The organism is Amycolatopsis sp. lyj-109, from assembly GCF_046548995.1.
GTDB lineage: Bacteria > Actinomycetota > Actinomycetes > Mycobacteriales > Pseudonocardiaceae > Amycolatopsis.
The window spans coordinates 1-17,573 of the sequence record NZ_JAJPWR010000043.1; the positions used below are offsets into that span (position 1 = coordinate 1).

Sequence of the window (17,573 nt, forward strand, 5' to 3'; positions counted from 1 at the left end):
AGCCCGCCCCGCCCGCACCTGCTCCCAAAACCGCACCCGCACATCCCGCAACAACGGCACCCGACCTACCCGACCAGCCACAACACCCTCCAACCATCGGTGTTGCAACCACCCCATGAACCCAAGCCGCCTTGGGTGCGTCAGACGCACCGAAGGCCACATTGGGGCGCTGGGGACCGGACCACGGCGGGCCAAGACCAAGCCGGTGCCCCGTCGGTTCCGAACACCGGGCAGGATGGGTTCTGCCGCCGACGGAAAGGACGTCCATGGACGCCGGAGACCTCGCCCCCGACTTCACGCTGCCCGACGACCAGGGCCAGGAGCGCACGCTCTCGGACTTCCTGGCCACCGGGCCGGTGGTCCTGTTCTTCTACCCGGCCGCGATGACCGGCGGCTGCACGGCGGAGAGCTGCCACTTCCGCGACCTGGCGGCGGAGTTCGCGGCGGTCGGCGCGCACCGGGTCGGCATCAGCCCGGACGCCATCACCAAGCAGCGCGCCTTCGCCGCGGCGAACAGCTTCGACTACCCGCTCCTGTCCGATGTGGAGGGTGAGGTCGCGAAGCAGTTCGGCGTATGGCGGAAACTCCTGCCGATGCACACCAAGCGCGCCACGTTCGTGATCGGCGAGGACCGGAAGGTCATCGCGAAGATCAAGAGCGAGCTGAACTTCACCGTCCACGCCGACGAGGCGCTCAAGGTGCTGCGGGAGCGGAACAAGGTCTCCTAGCCAGCCGCCACACGTGGTTGGTGCCCGTGCACGACGGCGCCAGCGGCTTCTCCGCCGGTTCCGAGCGCACCTTGGTGAACCCGAGGCGCGCGGGTACCGCTCCACTTCGGACGTTCCGCTCGTCGTGCTTGATTTCGACGTACCCGGCGCCGAGCCGGAACGCCTCCTCGGTCAGTAGCGTGACGGCCCGGGTCATCAACCCGCGGCCGACGAAGCCGGCCGCGAGCCAGTAGCCGATCTCGACGCCGCCGTCGCGGGTCATCACCCCGACGCCACCGGCCAGGTCGGGGCCGGTGGCGAGCGCGTATTCGTACGCTTCGCCGCTCTCCCAGCGCTTCGCGGTCAACCGCAGGAACTCGGACGAGTCGTCGTCGGTGTACCCGCCGGTGGCCCAGATGAGGAACTCGCTCAGGTGCGCCAGTGAGCCGCTGACGGCGGCTGTCAGCACCGGCCGGTCGCCGGGGTGCCAGCGGGTCAGCGTCAGGTCACCGTCGCGGTACGTCTCGGCCGGGGCTTCCATGCAGCTCATGGTGCCCCGGCCGGGACTCTCACCGCGAATCAATTCACGATGACTTCAGTTCACGATGACACTGTCGGGGACCTCGGTGTCGTTCTTCAGCGCGTCGAACAGCTGCTTCGACTTGGCCTTGTCCCAGTTCTCCGCCGACCCGCTGGTCACCGGCACCGTCGTGGTCACCACGCCGCCGGAGGAGATCCCGCGCATCGCGAGCGCCAGTCCGGCGAGGTTGTGCACGTGGTCGCCCGAGTCCATGGTCAGCGCGTCCGGCGCCGAAGACAGCAGCGGGAAGAAGTCGAACGGGTTCAACAGCGTGCCGGGGCTGGCGATCTGGCTGACCAGCGCGCCGATGAACTTGCGCTGGTTGGCGACGCGGTCGAGGTCCGAGCGCGGGGTCGCCGCGCTGTGGCGCATCCGGACGAAGCCCAGCGCCGACCGGCCGTCGAGGCTCTGGCAGCCCGCCTTGATGTCGATCCCGGTCATGGTGTCGTTCATGTCCTTGTCGATGCACATGTCGACCCCACCGATCGCGTCGACGATCTTGGCGAACCCGCCGAAGCCGATCTCCGCGTAGTGGTCGATGTGCAGCCCGGTGGCGCCTTCGACGGTCTGCGCGAGCAGCTTCGGGCCGCCGAGGGAGAACGCCGCGTTGATCTTGTTCTTGCCGTGGCCGGGGATGGCCACCTGCGAGTCGCGCGGCAGCGACAGCAGCGTCGGCTTCGTGCTGTTGTCCGGGATGTGCGCGACCATGATCGTGTCGGTGCGCTGCCCGCCACCGGCCGCGGCGACGTCGCCGGTGGCGAGCCGCTCCTCGTCCGCCGCCGTCAGGCCTTCGCGGCTGTCCGAGCCGACGATCAGCCAGTTGGTGCCGGACTCCGCGACCGGGCGGCCGGAGTAGTCGGCGAGCGCGTCGACGCGCTTGATCGAGAACTCGAGGTAGACCCAGATGCCGGCGAGGAAGACGACGAACACCAGCACGAGGGCGCCCAGAACCTTGCCGAAGCTCCAGCGGCGACGCCGGCGCGGCGGCCGGGACGGCGGGTAGTCGTCCTCGGGGGGACGGCGGGGCGGGTCCTGCCGCGGCGGCGAGGGCGGGGCGTACTCGGGTTCGCGGGTGCCCATCGGGCGGGTGCGCTCGTCGTACGGGCTGCGGCCCCGCCCGGGCAGCGGCATCATCTGGGCGCGCTGGTGGTCCCGGGAGCGGCCGCCAGGCGGCCGGGGCGGCGGCACCCGGCGCCCGCCGTCGTCGCCACGGTACGTCATCACCATCACCCAATCCCGATCCGGACAAACGTGTCGTCGTCAGTACACCGCACGTCCTCGATAGGAGGACGCCCGGCACCGGGGTGGGGTTGCGAGACGACGTTACTTGCCGGTTGCCTCGTAGCCGAACTGGTGGACCTTGAGGTACCCGGACCGGAACCCGGCCTCGGAATAGGCCAGGTAGAACTCCCACATCCGGCGGAAGACGTCGTCGAACCCGAACCCGGCGATATCGGCCCAGCGGTGCACGAACCGTTCGCGCCACCACCGTAGCGTGCGCGCGTAGTCCTGGCCGAACTCGCGCATCCCGGCCAGCTTGAGCCGGGTGTTCGCCTTGACGCCCTCCTCGATCGACCGCACGGACGGGATCAGCCCGCCCGGGAAGATGTACTTGTGGACCCAGCCGTAGGCCCGGGACGCCGCCATCATCCGGTCGTGGTCCATGGTGATGGCCTGCAGGCCGAACCGCCCGCCCGGGCGCAGCCGGTCCCCGATCGTCTCGTAGAACGCCGGCCAGTAGGTCGCGCCGACGGCCTCGATCATCTCGACGCTGACCACGGCGTCGTACCGGCCGCTCGACTCGCGGTAGTCGCACAGCTTCACTTCGACGCGGTCGGAGAACCCGGCCGCCGCGATGCGTTCGGTGGCCAGCGCGCGCTGCTCCTCGGAAATGGTCAACGACGTCACGTGCGCGCCGCGAGCGGCGGCGCGGATGGCGAGTTCGCCCCAGCCGGTCCCGATTTCGAGGACTTCGCTGCCTTCGCGGACGCCGGCGTAGTCGAGCACGCTGTCGATCTTGCGGTGTTGCGCGGCGGTGAGGTCGTCGCCCGGCGCGAACAGCGCGGAGGAGTACGTCATCGACTTGTCGAGGAACGCGCCGAACAGGTCGTTGGACAGGTCGTAGTGCCGGTGGATGTTGGCCCGCGCGCCCTCGAGGGTGTTCTCCTCGGACGGCGGCTGCGTCCGCTCGGCGACCCGGCGGAACTTCTGCAGCAGCGGCGGGACGAGCGTGGCCATCCGCTCGGCGAACGGCGTCAGCACGTCGGCCAGGTCGGAGGCGGTCCAGTCGCCGGCCATGTAGGACTCGCCGAAGCCGATCTTGGCGTCGACGCCGAGGCGGTGGAAGAACGCCTCGGGCCGCAGGATCCGCATCTCGGGTGCAGCCGGGCCGCCGGCGCCGAGGACGGTGCCGTCCGGGAAGATCACCCGGACGTCGAGCGGGCGGACCGCGCGGCGGAACAGCGTGGCGGCGATGCGCGCGCGCAACGCGGAGTGCGGCGGGGTGGCCAGGCCCGGCCACCGGGTCCCGTCCGGGACGTCCCGGGCCGACGCCCGATCAGCGCTCGAAGTGGTCACGGGTTCTCCCTCCGGCCGGCCAGGTTCGCCGGTGATCGATTTTAATCGCCGCACCCCCGCGGCGCGTTTCGCCGAATGCGCTGTCCGGGGCCCGTTCACACGGGGATCCGCAGCCGCTGCGGCCCGGTGGCGGCCCACGCCCCGCGGAGGGTGCCGCCGTCGTCGCCGGCGAGCAGATCCAGGGTGAAGGCCACCGTCAGCCGGGTCCAGACCCGGGCGCGGCGCAGCATCGCGTGGCCCTCGTTGGCCAGCTCGAACCGGGCGACGCGGGCGGCGACCCCTTCGGCTCGTTCGGCGAAGGCGTGCGACTCCGCCGGGCTGGTCATCCGGTCGCGGGTGCCGTGCACGATGAGCACCGAGCGCCCGGCGACGGCCTCGACCGGCTCACCGCGCGGCGTCCACGGCGCCAGGGCACAGACCCCGCGCACGGCCGGGTCGTCGGCCACGCGCAGCGCGACCCGTGCCCCCATCGAGTGACCGACCAGCACGACCGGCAGGCCGGGGTGGTCGGCGTGGATGCGGTCGAGGGCCCAGCGGGCGTCGTCGACCGGGTCTTCGGCGGGCGCGTTCCAGCCGTAGCGGCGGTTGCGCAGCAGCCGCACCTCGACGCCGTCCCTGCGACCGGCCCGGTGCAGGGCGCGCGCGATCGGGACCATCCTGAGATAGGCCGGTTTCCAGCGTGACACGCTGCCCATGCCCCGCTCCGCGCCGCCGTGCAGCACGAGCACGACCGCCCGGGCCTGCCCACGCGCCCGCCACACGGACACCGCCGGTTCCGCCTCGACCACCCGCGTCCTCCTGTTCCCCCGCATCCGGGTCAACCTCGGTCCCCCACACGGCTATTCCACCGCGTGAAGTGGTCCGCACGGTAGATTCGGCGCCCGATCCCCGACGGAAGGGTGGGTGTGGTGAGCGCCACGGACATCACAAGCAACGTCGCCCGGCAACTGGCGGACGTCGAGCAGGCCAACGCCGAAGCGGTGCGTGCCGCGGCGGACCTGGTGCTGGGGGTGATCCGGGCCGACGCACTGGTCTACACCGCGGGTGCCGGGCACTCGCTGGCCGCCGTCGCCGAGACGTTCTACCGGGCCGGCGGGCTGGCCTGCGTCTACCCGCTCTACCACCCGGACCTGCTCCCGCTGCACGGCGCGGTGGCCAGCACGCGGACCGAGCGGCGCAGCGGCCTGGCCGCGGAGGTGCTGGCCGAGCGCCCGCCGGGCCCGGACGACGTGCTGGTGGTGTTTTCGACGTCCGGCGTCAACCCCTACCCGGTCGAACTGTGCATCGAGGCGCGCAAGCGCAGTGCGGCGGTGATCGCGGTGACGTCGCGGGCGTGCGTGGCGGCGGCGCCCCGGCGGTCGTCGAGCACGCTGGTCGAGCAGGGCACGGTCGTGCTGGACTCGCTGGTCATCCCCGGTGACGCGAGCTACCCGCCGGACGCCCCGCGCACCGCACCGCTGTCCACTGTGGTCAACGCGTTCCTGTGGAACCTGGTGCTGGCCCAGGTTTACGACCGCGGAACGGCCGAGGGTCTCGACGTCCCGCTGTGGCGGAGCTCCAATGTGGAGGGTGGCGACGAGGCGAACGCCGGCCTGCTGGCGAAGTACGGCGAAATCGTCCCGCGCCTACGCTGAGTTCGTCGGAAAGTACCGGCCGAGCACGTCTTGACGGACGTGCCCAGCCGTCTTAGCGTCGACATACCGACTGGTCGGTGTGGACCGGTCGCTCCCCGAGGAGGTCCGATGGACAGCGCCACGGCGACGGTGCACGGCGAATGCGCTCCCGGCTTCGAGCCGGTACGCGAGGCCTTCGAAGAGAACTTCCGCTCCCGCGGCGAACTGGGGGCCGCGTTCACCGCCATCCGCCACGGCGAGGTCGTGGCGGACCTGTGGGGCGGCTGGTCCGGTCCGGACCGCGACCGGCCGTGGCAACCGGACACCCTGGCCAACGTCTGGTCGACGACCAAGGGCATGACCGCGCTCTGCGCGCACAAGCTCGCCGACGCGGGCGAACTCGACGTCGACGCCCCGGTCGCGAAGTACTGGCCGGAGTTCGCCGCGGCCGGGAAGGCGGAGATCCCGGTGCGGTGGCTGCTTTCGCACCGGTCCGGCCTGCCCGGCATCGGCCTGGACCGGCCGGTGCGGGTCGAGGAGCTGTACGACTGGGACCTGATGACGTCGCTGCTGGCGGCGCAGGAACCGCTGTCCGAACCGGGCTCCGCGGGTGGCTACCACGCACTGACCTACGGCTGGCTCGTCGGCGAGGTCGTCCGGCGGATCGCCGGGCAGGGCATCCGCGAGTTCTTCGCCGGGCAGATCGCCGGGCCGCTGGGCGCGGACTTCTCGATCGGCTTGCCCGAGGACGCCGACCTGGACCGCTGCGCGACCCTGGTGGACCCCGTCATGACCGAGGAGATGGCGAACGCGCTGGCCACGGCGTTCGCCGCCGCCGGCCCGGTCGCCCAGGCCGCGCTGATGAACCCCCGCGTCCAGGGCCACGACGCCAACGAACCGGCGTGGCGGCACGCGGTCATGCCGGCGTTGAACGGCCACGGCACGGCCCACGCGATCGCGACGATCTATTCCGGGCTGGCCACCGGCACGCTCCTGGCCCCGGCGGCACTGGCCCGGGCCCGCGAAAGCCAGGGCAAGGAGATCGACGCGATCCTCGGCCTCCCCAACGAGTGGGGCCTGGGCTTCTACCTCGGCAGCGACGCCCGCGGCTTCGGCCCCAACCCCACGGCCTTCGGCCACGACGGCCTCGGCGGCTCCACCGGCGCCGCCGACCCCGAAAACGGCATCGCCTTCGGCTACACCCTCAACCAGCTGGGCCCCCTCATCCGCGACGACCCCCGCAAAATGGCCCTGGTCCAAGCCCTCTACACGTGTTTGGAAGGTCGACACGCGTGATTCAGAGGTCGACACGGCACTGACACCGTGTCGACTCTCCAATCACGCGAGTTGACCCTCCAATCACGGGTGATGCCCCGCTGATCACGCTATGGCGGGTTCCTCGTCGGCGAACTGGGTTGCGTGGAGGGTGGCGTAGCGGCCGTTCGCGGCCAGGAGTTGGTCGTGGGTTCCGCGCTCGATGATCTCGCCGTGCTCGAGGACGAGGATCTGGTCGGCCGCGCGGACCGTCGAGAGGCGGTGGGCGATGACGAGGGCCGTGCGGCCCGCGAGGGCGTGCGTCAGGGCCTCGCCGACGGCGGCTTCGGACTCCGAGTCCAGGTGGGCGGTCGCCTCGTCGAGGACGACGACCTTGGGCTGGGCCAGCAGCAGACGCGCGATCGTGAGCCGCTGGCGTTCGCCGCCGGAGAGGCGGTAGCCGCGCTCCCCGACCGTCGTGTCGAGGCCGTCGGGCAGCGAATGCGCCAGGTCGCCGAGGCGCGCCCGCTCGAGCGCTTCCCAGATCTCGTCGTCGGTGACGTCCGGACGCGCGTAGGCCAGGTTGGCGCGGATCGTGTCGTGGAAGAGGTGCCCGTCCTGCGTCACGACGCCGACGGTCTCCCGCAGCGACGCGAACGTCAGCTCCCGGACGTCCACATCGGACAGCCGCACCGAACCGGAGTCGACGTCGTACAGCCGCGGCAGCAGCGACGCGATCGTCGACTTCCCCGCACCCGAAGACCCGACCAGCGCGACCATCTGCCCCGGCTCGGCCCGGAACGAGATCCCGTGCAGCACCTCTTCGCCGCCGCGGTGATCGAGCGTGACGACGTCCTCGAGCGAAGCCAGCGAGTACTTGTCCGCCGCCGGGTACCCGAACCGGACGTCGGAGAACTCGACCGCAACGCCCCCCGACGACACCAAAGAACGCGCGGCCGGCTTTTCCTTGATCATCGGTTCCAGGTCGAGCACCTCGAAGACCCGCTCGAACGACACCAGCGCCGTCATGACGTCGACACGGACGTTCGCCAGCGCGGTCAGCGGCGCGTAGAGCCGGGTCAGCAGCAGCGCCAGCGCGACGACCGTGCCGGGCGCCAGCTTGCCGGTCAACGCCAGGTAGCCGCCGAGGCCGTAGACGAGCGCCTGCGCCAGCGCCGAAACCAGGGTCAGGCTGGTCATGAACCAGCGGGTCAGCATCGCGGTCCGGACGCCGATGTCCCGCACGCGCCCCGCGCGCACCCCGAAGTCGTCCGCCTCCTGCACCGGACGGCCGAAGAGCTTCACCAGCGTCGCGCCCGGCGCGGAGAACCGCTCGGTCATCTGCGTGGTCATCCCGGCGTTGAGGTTCGCGGCTTCCCGCTGCAGCCCGGCCATCCGGCGGCCGAGCCGGCGCGCGGGGATGACGAAGATCGGCAGCAGCACCAGCGCGATCACCGTGACCTGCCAGGACAGCGTGAGCATGACGGCCAGCGACAGCGCCAGCTGGATGACGTTGGTGACCAGCCCGGACAGCGTCGCGGTGAACGTCCGCTGCGCGCCGATGACGTCGTTGTTGAGCCGCGAAACCAGCGCGCCGGTGCGGGTGCGCGTGAAGAAGGCGATCGGCATGCGCTGCACGTGCTCGAAGACCGCGCGCCGCAGGTCGTAGATGATGCCCTCGCCGATGCGCGAGGACTGCCACCGCTCGATCAGCCCGAACCCGGCGTCGGCGACGGCCAGCGCGGCGATCACCACGGCGAGCCAGATGACCAGCGTGACGTCGTGACCGCCGACGATCGCGTCGACCACCTTGCCCGCCAGCACGGGTGTCGACACGGCGAGGACGGCCGAGACGACCGTCAGCACGAGAAAGGCCAGCAGGCGCCGCCAATGCGGCCGGGCGAAGCGGGCGATGCGTTTGAGCGTGCCGCGCGTGAGCGCTTTCGGCGTGTCGTCGGCGCGCATCGCCGAGCTCCACAGCCCCCACATGTTGTCCACGGGAAACCCCCAGTGTCAGAAACCTCTACATTGACTGAGGTTTTCGGCGGATATGACCTGGACAACGCCCCCGTTGCCCGTTTGCTTCCCGATGTCGTTCACTCGGCGCGAACGACCTGGTGCAGAGCGGCGCGCAGCCGCTCGGCATCCTCGCCCGAGAGCGGTTCCAGCAGCAGCGCCTCGGCCTTCCGCGTGACTTCCGCGCCCACCTCGCGGACGCGTTCCCCCTCGGGTGTCAGCAGCACGAGGCGCTTGCGCCGGTCCCCCGGCGCGACCTCGCGCCGGACCAGACCCTTGGCCTCCAGCTCGTCGACCAGCGCGACCATCGTCGTCCGGTCGACGCCGAGCCGCGCCGCGCCGTCCTGCTGCGACTGCGCCGGCCCGTCGCCGAAGAGGGTGAGCAGCGCGAGCTGCCGCCCGGTGACGCCGAGCGGGGCATACAACGGCTCGGCCAGCTCGGCGAGCCGCAGCTGGGCGTGCTTGAGCAGGTAGCCGAGCCGCTGGGTGACGGCGAGAGGCGCGCTGGACATGCGAGAACTCTACACCTACGCTGATCGTCAGTTTTACTGATGATTTGCCGCTCTGATGATCAGGAGTTCCTCATGACCACCGTCGGGCTCAAGCCGCCCCAGCAGCACATCGGCATCGCCGCCCTCCGCGAGATCTGGGCGATCGCCGACGACGCCGGTTTCGACGGCTGCTGGGTGTTCGACCACCTCGCCCCGATGGGCCCCGACCGCACCGGCGACGTCTTCGACGGGTGGACCCTGCTGGCCGCGATGGCCGAGGCGACGAAGCGGGTGCGGATCGGCTGCCTGGTCTCCGGCAACACCAACCGGCACCCGGGCACGTTCGCCAAGATCGCCGCGACCGTCGACCACCTCTCCGGCGGCCGGCTCGACGTCGGCCTCGGCGCGGGCGGCGACACGGTGACCGACGCGATGATGGGCACACCGACGCCGTCCGCGGCGGAACGCGTCGCAAGACTGGCCGAGACCTGCGAAATCCTCCGTCTGCTGTGGACGGGAGCGGAAACCACCTACCCGGGCCGCCACTACACCCTGACCCGCGCACTCAGCGATCCGAAGCCGGTGCAACGGCCGAAACCCCCGCTGTGGCTGGGCAGCAGCGGCGAAAAGCACGGCCTGCGAGTTGTCGCCGAGCACGCCGACGTCTGGCTCAACGCGGCCTTGCCGGGCACGGAACTCGCCGAGCTGCAACGGCTTTCCCGCGTCCTCGACGCGCATTGCGCGGCCGTGGGCCGCGATCCGGCTACCGTCCGCCGTGCCGTGCAGTTCCGGCTGCCGCCCGACGCGGACAGTGCCCTGCGCCTCACGCAGAGCTACGTCGAGGCCGGCTTCACCGAGCTGGTACTGATGCCCGCCGGCCGCGACGACGTCGTCGCGGCGTCCGAAGCGGCCGCAAAGCTGCTCCCCCGCCTGCGAGACGTCGGCTGAACCGGGCGGCGGCGCCCTCGGTAGCCTGGCCGACGTGGGAACGGAGGTGGGCCAGGCGCCCGCATGGCGGCGCGCGGCCCGGCTCTTCACGGCGCCGTCGCGCACCGGAGAGGTCGCCCCCCTGCGCTGGGACCTGGGGTTCTACCTGGCCTGCCTGGCTTTCGCGCTGCCGACGGCACTGGTGTCGGAGTTCTACGGCTACCGCGTCTGGGGCAACTTCGCGACAGTGGCGTACGGCTTCGGCGCGGCGCACAGCGGGTACCTGCTGCTGTCCGCACGCAGCGGGCGTACGCCGCGTGGCGTACTCGGTTCACGCTGGTGCGGCATCGCCGCGGTCGCCCTGTTGGCGATGATCCTCCCGTTGGCAGTTCTGGTGATTCGGCGACTGACCGGAGTGGACTGGCTGATCACGCCGTTCTCGTGGGCCGCGCAGCCCGAGGTCTGGGTGATCGAGCGGTCCGCGGATCTGCTGCTGCACCACGGAACCCCGTACGTCGACGTCACCGCGCTCGGCCGGGCGCCCGTGGTAAACGATTACACGCCCTACGGCCCGGTGATGGCGGTGTTCGGGCTGCCGCGGGCGCTGTTCGGCGGCACGCCGCTGACCGACGCGCTCACCGACGCCCGCTGGATGTTCGCGCTGGCCGCCTGCGCGTGCGTGCTGGGCACGCTGAAGCTGCTGAAGTGGCCCCGGGTGCCGGTCGGCGCCGCGCAGCTCGCGCTGGCCTGCCCGCTCACCGCGCTCACCTGGGCCGTGGCCGGCCCCGACCTGGCCATCGTCGGTCTGCTGGTGCTCAGCTGCGCACTCGCGGCCACCGGCCGGGTCGCCTGGTCCGGTCTGGTGCTGGCGCTGGTCGTCAGCGCGAAGCTCATCGTCGCGCCCGCAGCCGCGGTGCTTGCGGTGTTCGTGCTGGTGCGCCGCGGCCGTGTCGGCTCCGAAGCAGGGCTCGACTGGGCGGCGCTGGGCCGGTTCGCGGCGGCGCTGGTGGCGACGACGGCCGCCCTGCACCTGCCCGTGTACCTGGTGGATCCGGCGGCGTTCGTCGAGCACGTCTTCCGGTTCCCGCTCGGGATGGGCGTCGTGCGGTCGCCCGCGGCCAGCCCGTTGCCGGGCCACCTGATCGCCGAGACCGGCCCGTTCGGTCAGGTGGCGGCCTTCGTGCTCGTCGGCGCCGCGGCCGTCGCGATGATCGCCTGGCTGGTGCGCCGGCCCCCCGCGAACGGCTCCGGCGCACTGCTGCGCATCGCCGTCGGACTCGGCGCGTTGATCCTGCTCACTCCGGCCACCCGGTACGGCTACCTGGTGTACCCGCTGATCCTGCTCGGGGCCCACCTGGCGTTCCGCGCGGCCGAAGATCCCACTGCGCCCCCCGCGCAGCAGTCCGCGACTACTTCTTCTTGACCCTGGTGGCTCCGCCACGCCCCCGCAGCTGGACGCCGGACTCCGACAGCACCCGGTGCACGAAGCCGTAGGACCGCCCCGTCGACTCCGCGAGCGCCCGGATGCTCGAGCCCTTCTCGTATTTCTTCTTCAGGTCAGCGGCCAGCTTGTCGCGCGTGTTGCCGGTGATCCGCGCGCCTTTCTTGAGATCAGCCACGTCGATCGCCTTCCCGCCGAGAGTGTTCTGGGCCACATATCGGCCCCTGCCGGGGCAATGATCGAACACTGAGCGCCGGAATGCCAGACGACAGACGCGAAACAGCCGAAATTGCGATCACATTGGGCCATTCCAGTGCTCTACGGCGAGTGATCTTGCACCCGAATGGACGCACCGTCACGCAAGCTGAACGAGTTCGAGGTAGTCCGCCGACCAGTGATCCTCGGTCCCGTCGGGCAGCAGGATGACCCGCTCGGGCTCCAGCGCCTCGACCGCGCCGGGGTCGTGCGTCACCAGGACGACGGCACCGGCGAAACTGCGCAAAGCGTCCAGGACCTGCGCCCGGCTGGCCGGGTCGAGGTTGTTGGTCGGCTCGTCGAGCAGCAAGACGTTGGCAGCGCTGGACACCAGGCCCGCCAGCGCGAGCCGCGTCTTCTCGCCACCGGAAAGCGTGCCGGCGGGCTGGTCGAGTTGTTCGCCGGTGAACAGGAACGAGCCGAGGAGGTTCCGCAACTCCTGCGCTCCGGTGTCCGGAGCGAGATGTCGGATGTTTTCCCACACCGACGCATCATGATCAAGAGTTTCGTGTTCCTGTGCGTAATAGCCCAAACGCAATCCGTGACCCGGAACGACGGATCCGGTGTCCTGGGTTTCCATTCCGCCGAGCAGCCGGAGCAAAGTCGTCTTTCCCGCACCGTTCAGCCCGAGTACGACAACCTTCGAACCGCGGTCGATGGCGAGATCGACGCCCGTGAAGATTTCCAGCGAGCCGTACGACTTCGAGAGGTTCTCCGCGGTGAGCGGGGTACGGCCGCACGGAGCGGGCTCCGGGAACTTGATCCGGGCGACCTTGTCGGCGTGGCGGGTGTCCTCGAGGGAGGACAGCATCTGCTCGGCGCGGCGCGCCATGTTCTTGGCCGCCACGGCCTTCGTCGCCTTCGCGCCGAGCTTCGCGGCCTGCTGCTGCAGCGCCGACGCCTTCTTCTCGGCGTTGGCGCGCTCACGGCGGCGGCGCTTCTCGTCGGTGGCGCGCGCGTCGAGGTAGCGCTGCCAGCCCATGTTGTACAGGTCGAGCTCGGCTCGGGTGGCGTCGAGGAACCAGACCTTGTTGACCACGTCGCCCAGCAGCTCGACGTCGTGGCTGATCACGACCAGGCCGCCGTCGTGCTGTTTGAGGAAGCCGCGCAGCCAGTTGACGGAGTCGGCGTCGAGGTGGTTGGTCGGCTCGTCGAGCAGCAGGATCGTCTCGGACTTGCCGCCGGCGCCGGCTTCGGCCGCGGCGAACAGGATCCGCGCGAGCTCGACGCGGCGGCGCTGGCCACCGGACAGCGTCCCCAGCGTCTGCGCGAGGACCCGGTCGGCGAGGCCGAGATTGGAGCAGATGCGCGCCGCTTCGCTCTCCGCGGCGTACCCGCCGAGGGAGGCGAAGCGCTCTTCGAGCCGGGCGTAGCGGTTGATGGCCTTGTCGCGCGCGGCTTCGTCGACGAGCTCGGCCATCGAGGCCTGGGCCTTCTCCATGTCGCGCATCAGCTTGTCCAGACCACGCGCGGAGAGCACGCGATCCTTCGCCGTGACCGACAGGTCGCCTTCGCGCGGGTCCTGCGGCAGGTAGCCGAGCTCGCCGGTGCGGCGGACGTCGCCCGCGTGCGGCTCGCCTTCGCCGGCGAGGACCTTCAGCGAGGTGGTCTTGCCCGCGCCGTTGCGGCCGACGAGACCGATGCGGTCGCCGGGCTGGATGCGGAGGGTGACGCCGTTGAGCAGGATGCGCGAACCCGCGCGCAGCTCAAGGCCGGTGGCCGTGATCAAGGGAACTCCCGTGGACGGGGGGTGAACGGAGGACAGCGTTCTCGGAGGACAGCGTCAGGCGGCCGCTCGGGCCGCGGCGTCACTCCAGCTGGATATCCACGCAGACCAGTGTACGGGGCGCGGTCCACCGGTTTTTCCGGACGTGTGCGGTCTCACCCGTCGCGCAGCGTGACCTGCACGGACAGCGCACGCACGGCGGCCTCCTCGAGCACGGCCCGGCTCGGTTCGCCGACGTCCAGCACGCGGGGTTCCGCACGGGCGAACAGCGGCGCCAGCCGGCGATCCTCGCGCAGCTCGTCGAGCGCCCGCCGGTCACCGCCGAGCACCACGGCATCCACTTCGGACAGCCGCGGCACGAGCACTTCGAAGACGTCCTTCGCCGCGTCCTGGAGCGCGTGCCGGGCCTGGCCCGCGCGACGCCGGGCGAACCGCTGCTGCGACCAGCCACCGGCGGCGGACCGGCCCTGCACGAGGTGCCGGTCGGTGCGCGAGACCTCGATCCGGCCGCCCTGCGCGATGCCGACGCTGTGCCCTCCGCGCCGCACCACCACGAGGGCGATGCGCCGCGGCACCAGCGCGTGCGCGACGAGTCCGGCCACGGAGGGTTCTGCGAGCGGTCCGAACGGGACGGTGGCGGTCGCGGTGCTGCCGTCGGCCGCGGTCACCCGGACTTCGTGCGCTGTTCCCGAGGTCGCCGTGATGCCGCCGTGCCGTTCGGCGAACCGCGTGAAGAACCCCGCCAGCCGCTCGGGCGGCACCTCGACCGCGCGCCCGCCGCCCGCGACTTCCCGTGGCTTCACGGACCTCACGCTACGGCCAAGAGCGCCCCAATGTGGCCTTGGTTGCGTCAGACGCACCCAAGGCGGCCTTCGGTGCGTCTGACGCACCGAAGGCCGCCTTGGGGCGCTTGGAACTTACTGCGGGTGGACCGGGCCGTTGTTCGTCACGCCTCGCACGTTCGACGGCGCGCCGGCCGCCGCGGGCTGCACGAACCCGTTGATGTGCAGGGCGACCGAACGGATGAACCCGTCGTCACCGCCGGCCGCGTCGACCACCGCGAACGTCCACGTGCCGTCGACGGCCGCGCCGGCGAGGTTGCCGGTCAGGGCCTGCGTCGGCCGCCAGGTGCCGGTGAACGGCGCGTTGGCCGAGGTCACCGTGCTGAACGCCGCCGCCGCGTTGTCGGCGAAGACGACCTTGCACAGGTTCTTGCCCGAACCGCCGTTGCGCTGGAACACCGTGGCCTTCGCCCCGGACGGCGCGGTCAGCGTGCCGACCAGGTCACCGACGTACGAGTGGTTCAGACCCACCGTCGTCGAGGTCGGGTCGGTGCTGCACGTGGTGCCGTCCACGGACAGGGACACCTTGGACGCGCGGCCGACCCCGCTGACCGGGATGGTCACCGACGCGCCGACCGGGCTGTTGTCCGGGATGAACACCGGCGCGCCAGCGTAGGCGAAGTCCTTCGCGACCGGCGACGGGGTGCCGACCGGCAGCGAGAACGACGTCGTCGTCGGCGAGTGCGCCCCCGCGAAGGTGACGCGGGCGTTCAGCACCACCGGCACGCCGAGCTGCTGGCTCGCCGGGACGGTGATGGTGAAGTCGTTGACGCCGGTCTGTCCCGGGCTGATGGTGCCGTAGGACTTCGAGCGCGGCGCCACCGTGACACCCGGGGTGGGGCTGGTGAGCACGACGCTGGTGGACACCGCGGTGCCGTCACCGTCGTTGGTCACCGGCAGCGTCACCTTGGCGGTGTCGCCCGGGTCGAGCGCCGAGCCGCCGTCGGCCGGGGTGACCGTCGGCTGCTTGGCCACCACGAGCGGCTGCGGGCTGGCGCCGGTGTAGGCCAGCACCTTGTCCGCGAGGATGACGCCGGCCCCGGTGAAGTTGTCGCGGCCCGGGGTTTCGATGTCGATCGCGGTGTTGATCAGCGCTTCGCGCACCTCCGCGGGCGGCAGGCCCGGGTTGCCGGACAGCACGAGCGCGGCGATGGCGGCCGCGTGCGGAGCGGCGGCCGAGGTGCCGAAGAACGGGTTGAACCCGCTCACGCTGGTCTGCACGCCGTCGGCCGCGGTGATCTCCGGCTTGTTCCGGACCTCACCACCGGTCGAAGACACGTTGCCCGGGGTGATCGGCGTGCCGTTGGCCTCGTAGAACACGCGACGCGGACCGTCGGAGGTGAACCGCTCGGCCTTGGTGGCACCGCTGAACGAGCCCGGGTACGGGCCCGCCGGGTTGGCCGGGTCGCCCGGCTCGAGGGCCCGGCCGAACGCCTTGGCCGCCGGGGCCGCCGCGACGCTGAAGGCGTCCCGCGCGGCCGAGTGGCCGACCGTCACGCCCGGGGTGTTGTAGGCCTTGAGCCCGTCGGCCGAGTCGGAGAACCGACCGCGCAGCGCCGAAAGCGACAGGTAGCGGTTCGCCCCGGAGAACTTCACGATGGCCAGGCGCAGCCCGGTCCCGCCGAAGGCCGGCGTCGTGACGCGCTCGTACGGGTCCTGGGCGCCGTTCTGGACGTCCTGGCTGAAGCTGACGACCGCGCCCGCGGAGTTGAGCAGGTAGAGGTCGTAGTCGTTCGCGGACGCGCCGAGCGGGTCCGACCAGTGCAGCGTCACCGGCACGCCGGCCGAGGACGCGTTCGAGATCGGCTCGTAGATCTGGTTGCCCGCCGCGCCGGCGAAGTTGTGCGCGGTGCCGGCGAACTTGCCGACCGACTTGCCGGAGTCGACGAAGTCGCCTTCCCAGTGCCCGGCGGTGCCGCTGGCGACGTTGCCTTCGTTGCCCGCCGAGGAGAAGTACAGCGCGCCGTCGGCGGTCACGTCGTTCACGGCCTGGGCGATGATCCAGTCCTGGAACGGCGATTCCTTGAAGTAGATGACGTCGTCGACGATGACGTCGCAGTGCGACTCGAAGCGCAGCTTGCGGATGTTGTCCGCGAAGCTGGCGTCCGAGTTGAACGCCGACGCGAAGCCGAGCGCGGCGCGGGGCGCGAGGTCGTGGATGATCTCGAGCATCGCGGTGCCCTCGTCGCCGTCGCCCTCCTGACCGGCGATGACGTCGACGTCCGGCGGGAGTTCGCCCTTGGCCTGCGAAGCGGCCAGGGAGTCGACGCCGTCGGACAGGGCGCACGCCTTGACGCCGACGCCGGTGACGCCGAACTGCTGGCGGGCGAGGTCGGCGTTGTGCGCCCGGTCGCCTTCGCTGACCAGCGGTGCGGCCGCGGCGGCGCTGCGCTGGGATTTGGCGCTGACCGCCTTCTGCAGCTCACCGGCGATGCGGTCGGCCTTCTGCTGCTTGGTTTCGGTCTTTTCCGGCGTCGTCGCCGGCGTGGCCAGCTCCCGGGCGGTCATCGCCTGGTCGGCCTGCTCGACGCGCTTGACGTCGCCGCGCGCGGCGATCTCGCCGACCTTGGCCAGCGGCACTTCGGCGCGGACGCTGCCGTAGCGGTCGGACACCGCGCGGATGCCGGCCCCGGCCTTGGTGAGCCCGGCGAGGAGGTCCGGTGAGACCTTGCTCGCGCGGATGTCGACCAGGACGGTCCCGGCCGGGGAAACGGTGGCCCCAGACTGCAGTGCGTTCAGCTGCTTCCCCACGCCCTTCTCGGCGACGAGCAGCTTGCTGTCTACTTTGGACTCAGCGGCGGTGCGGCCCGCCTTGACCGCCTGCAGAGCGGCGATCTGCTGTTGCGCGGTTTCGCTGAACGCGTCCGGTGCGGACGCGGTGGCGGCCCCCGCGACGGGCGGGGACACCAGGCCGAGCGCGGCGAGCAGAGCCGCGGCACCGGCAGTGAGCACAGTGGATCTCGATCTATTGGAACGGGTACGGCGCACGGGCGCCCTCCGAATTCTCCAGGCGCGTGCCCCGACTCACGCTGACCGACGCCGGTGATCACCGGCTGAACCCAGCTAAGTACCGTTAGTTCTCCGTAAACATCAGCCGTTCGAGTGACAAAGGACGGATAATTTCCCGAATGGGCCGGATGACGT

At 71.2% G+C, this 17,573-nt stretch carries 15 protein-coding genes; 5 read left to right on the forward strand and 10 right to left on the reverse strand.

Annotated features, from left to right (window positions below; genetic code table 11):
- The first annotated feature begins 266 nt into the window (after positions 1–266).
- Positions 267–728, forward strand: a complete 462-nt coding sequence (locus ACLJQF_RS46720; RefSeq protein ID WP_410616965.1) for a peroxiredoxin — start codon at positions 267–269, stop codon at positions 726–728.
- On the opposite strand, the gene ACLJQF_RS46725 is transcribed toward ACLJQF_RS46720, so the two are convergent.
- The 4 genes from ACLJQF_RS46725 to ACLJQF_RS46740 form a co-directional block, all read right to left on the reverse strand.
- The gene (locus ACLJQF_RS46725) at positions 694–1,248 is read right to left on the reverse strand and encodes a GNAT family N-acetyltransferase (protein ID WP_410616966.1); all 555 of its coding nucleotides are present in this window, start codon (positions 1,246–1,248) and stop codon (positions 694–696) included. The two genes, ACLJQF_RS46720 and ACLJQF_RS46725, sit on opposite strands and share 35 nt — an antisense overlap.
- 54 nt (positions 1,249–1,302) lie before the next feature.
- Positions 1,303–2,514, reverse strand: coding sequence for an LCP family protein (locus tag ACLJQF_RS46730; RefSeq protein WP_410616968.1), 1,212 nt, complete (start codon positions 2,512–2,514; stop codon positions 1,303–1,305).
- A 96-nt stretch (positions 2,515–2,610) separates the two neighbouring features.
- Positions 2,611–3,864 carry a class I SAM-dependent methyltransferase gene (locus tag ACLJQF_RS46735; RefSeq protein ID WP_410616970.1) on the reverse strand — a complete coding sequence of 418 codons (1,254 nt, stop codon included), beginning with the start codon at positions 3,862–3,864 and terminating at the stop codon, positions 2,611–2,613.
- 95 nt (positions 3,865–3,959) lie between these two features.
- A complete protein-coding gene (locus ACLJQF_RS46740) occupies positions 3,960–4,652 on the reverse strand; it encodes an alpha/beta hydrolase (RefSeq protein WP_410616971.1) in 693 nt (230 codons plus the stop codon).
- Positions 4,653–4,769: 117 nt separating this feature from the next.
- Here ACLJQF_RS46740 and ACLJQF_RS46745 point away from each other — a divergent pair, with 117 nt between their 5' ends.
- Both ACLJQF_RS46745 and ACLJQF_RS46750 read left to right on the forward strand, forming a co-directional pair.
- On the forward strand, positions 4,770–5,498 hold the full coding sequence (locus tag ACLJQF_RS46745) for an SIS domain-containing protein (protein WP_410616972.1): 729 nt from the start codon (positions 4,770–4,772) through the stop codon (positions 5,496–5,498).
- A gap of 108 nt (positions 5,499–5,606) precedes the next feature.
- Entirely contained in the window at positions 5,607–6,773 is a 1,167-nt protein-coding gene (locus ACLJQF_RS46750; protein WP_410616973.1) for a serine hydrolase domain-containing protein, read from the forward strand.
- 84 nt (positions 6,774–6,857) lie between these two features.
- Here ACLJQF_RS46750 and ACLJQF_RS46755 read toward each other — a convergent pair whose 3' ends face one another.
- Positions 6,858–8,729: an ABC transporter ATP-binding protein gene (locus ACLJQF_RS46755; protein WP_410616975.1), complete on the reverse strand. Its 1,872-nt coding sequence runs from the start codon at positions 8,727–8,729 to the stop codon at positions 6,858–6,860.
- A 98-nt stretch (positions 8,730–8,827) separates the two neighbouring features.
- Positions 8,828–9,259: a MarR family winged helix-turn-helix transcriptional regulator gene (locus tag ACLJQF_RS46760; protein ID WP_410616977.1), complete on the reverse strand. Its 432-nt coding sequence runs from the start codon at positions 9,257–9,259 to the stop codon at positions 8,828–8,830.
- Between the two features lie 72 nt (positions 9,260–9,331).
- Here ACLJQF_RS46760 and ACLJQF_RS46765 point away from each other — a divergent pair, with 72 nt between their 5' ends.
- Both ACLJQF_RS46765 and ACLJQF_RS46770 read left to right on the forward strand, forming a co-directional pair.
- The gene (locus ACLJQF_RS46765; protein ID WP_410616978.1) at positions 9,332–10,186 is read left to right on the forward strand and encodes an LLM class flavin-dependent oxidoreductase; all 855 of its coding nucleotides are present in this window, start codon (positions 9,332–9,334) and stop codon (positions 10,184–10,186) included.
- A 34-nt stretch (positions 10,187–10,220) separates the two neighbouring features.
- Complete coding sequence (locus tag ACLJQF_RS46770) at positions 10,221–11,588, forward strand: glycosyltransferase 87 family protein (protein ID WP_410616979.1); 1,368 nt, start codon at positions 10,221–10,223, stop codon at positions 11,586–11,588.
- Here ACLJQF_RS46770 and ACLJQF_RS46775 read toward each other — a convergent pair.
- From ACLJQF_RS46775 to ACLJQF_RS46790, 4 genes are all read right to left on the reverse strand, one after another.
- Positions 11,575–11,784, reverse strand: a complete 210-nt coding sequence (locus ACLJQF_RS46775; RefSeq protein ID WP_003071237.1) for a helix-turn-helix domain-containing protein — start codon at positions 11,782–11,784, stop codon at positions 11,575–11,577. The genes ACLJQF_RS46770 and ACLJQF_RS46775 overlap by 14 nt on opposite strands.
- Before the next feature lie 177 nt (positions 11,785–11,961).
- Positions 11,962–13,590 carry an ABC-F family ATP-binding cassette domain-containing protein gene (locus ACLJQF_RS46780; RefSeq protein WP_410616980.1) on the reverse strand — a complete coding sequence of 543 codons (1,629 nt, stop codon included), beginning with the start codon at positions 13,588–13,590 and terminating at the stop codon, positions 11,962–11,964.
- A gap of 152 nt (positions 13,591–13,742) precedes the next feature.
- The gene (locus ACLJQF_RS46785) at positions 13,743–14,390 is read right to left on the reverse strand and encodes an acVLRF1 family peptidyl-tRNA hydrolase (RefSeq protein WP_410616982.1); all 648 of its coding nucleotides are present in this window, start codon (positions 14,388–14,390) and stop codon (positions 13,743–13,745) included.
- 114 nt (positions 14,391–14,504) lie between these two features.
- Entirely contained in the window at positions 14,505–17,381 is a 2,877-nt protein-coding gene (locus ACLJQF_RS46790; protein ID WP_410616983.1) for a S8 family serine peptidase, read from the reverse strand.
- Positions 17,382–17,573: the final 192 nt, after the last annotated feature.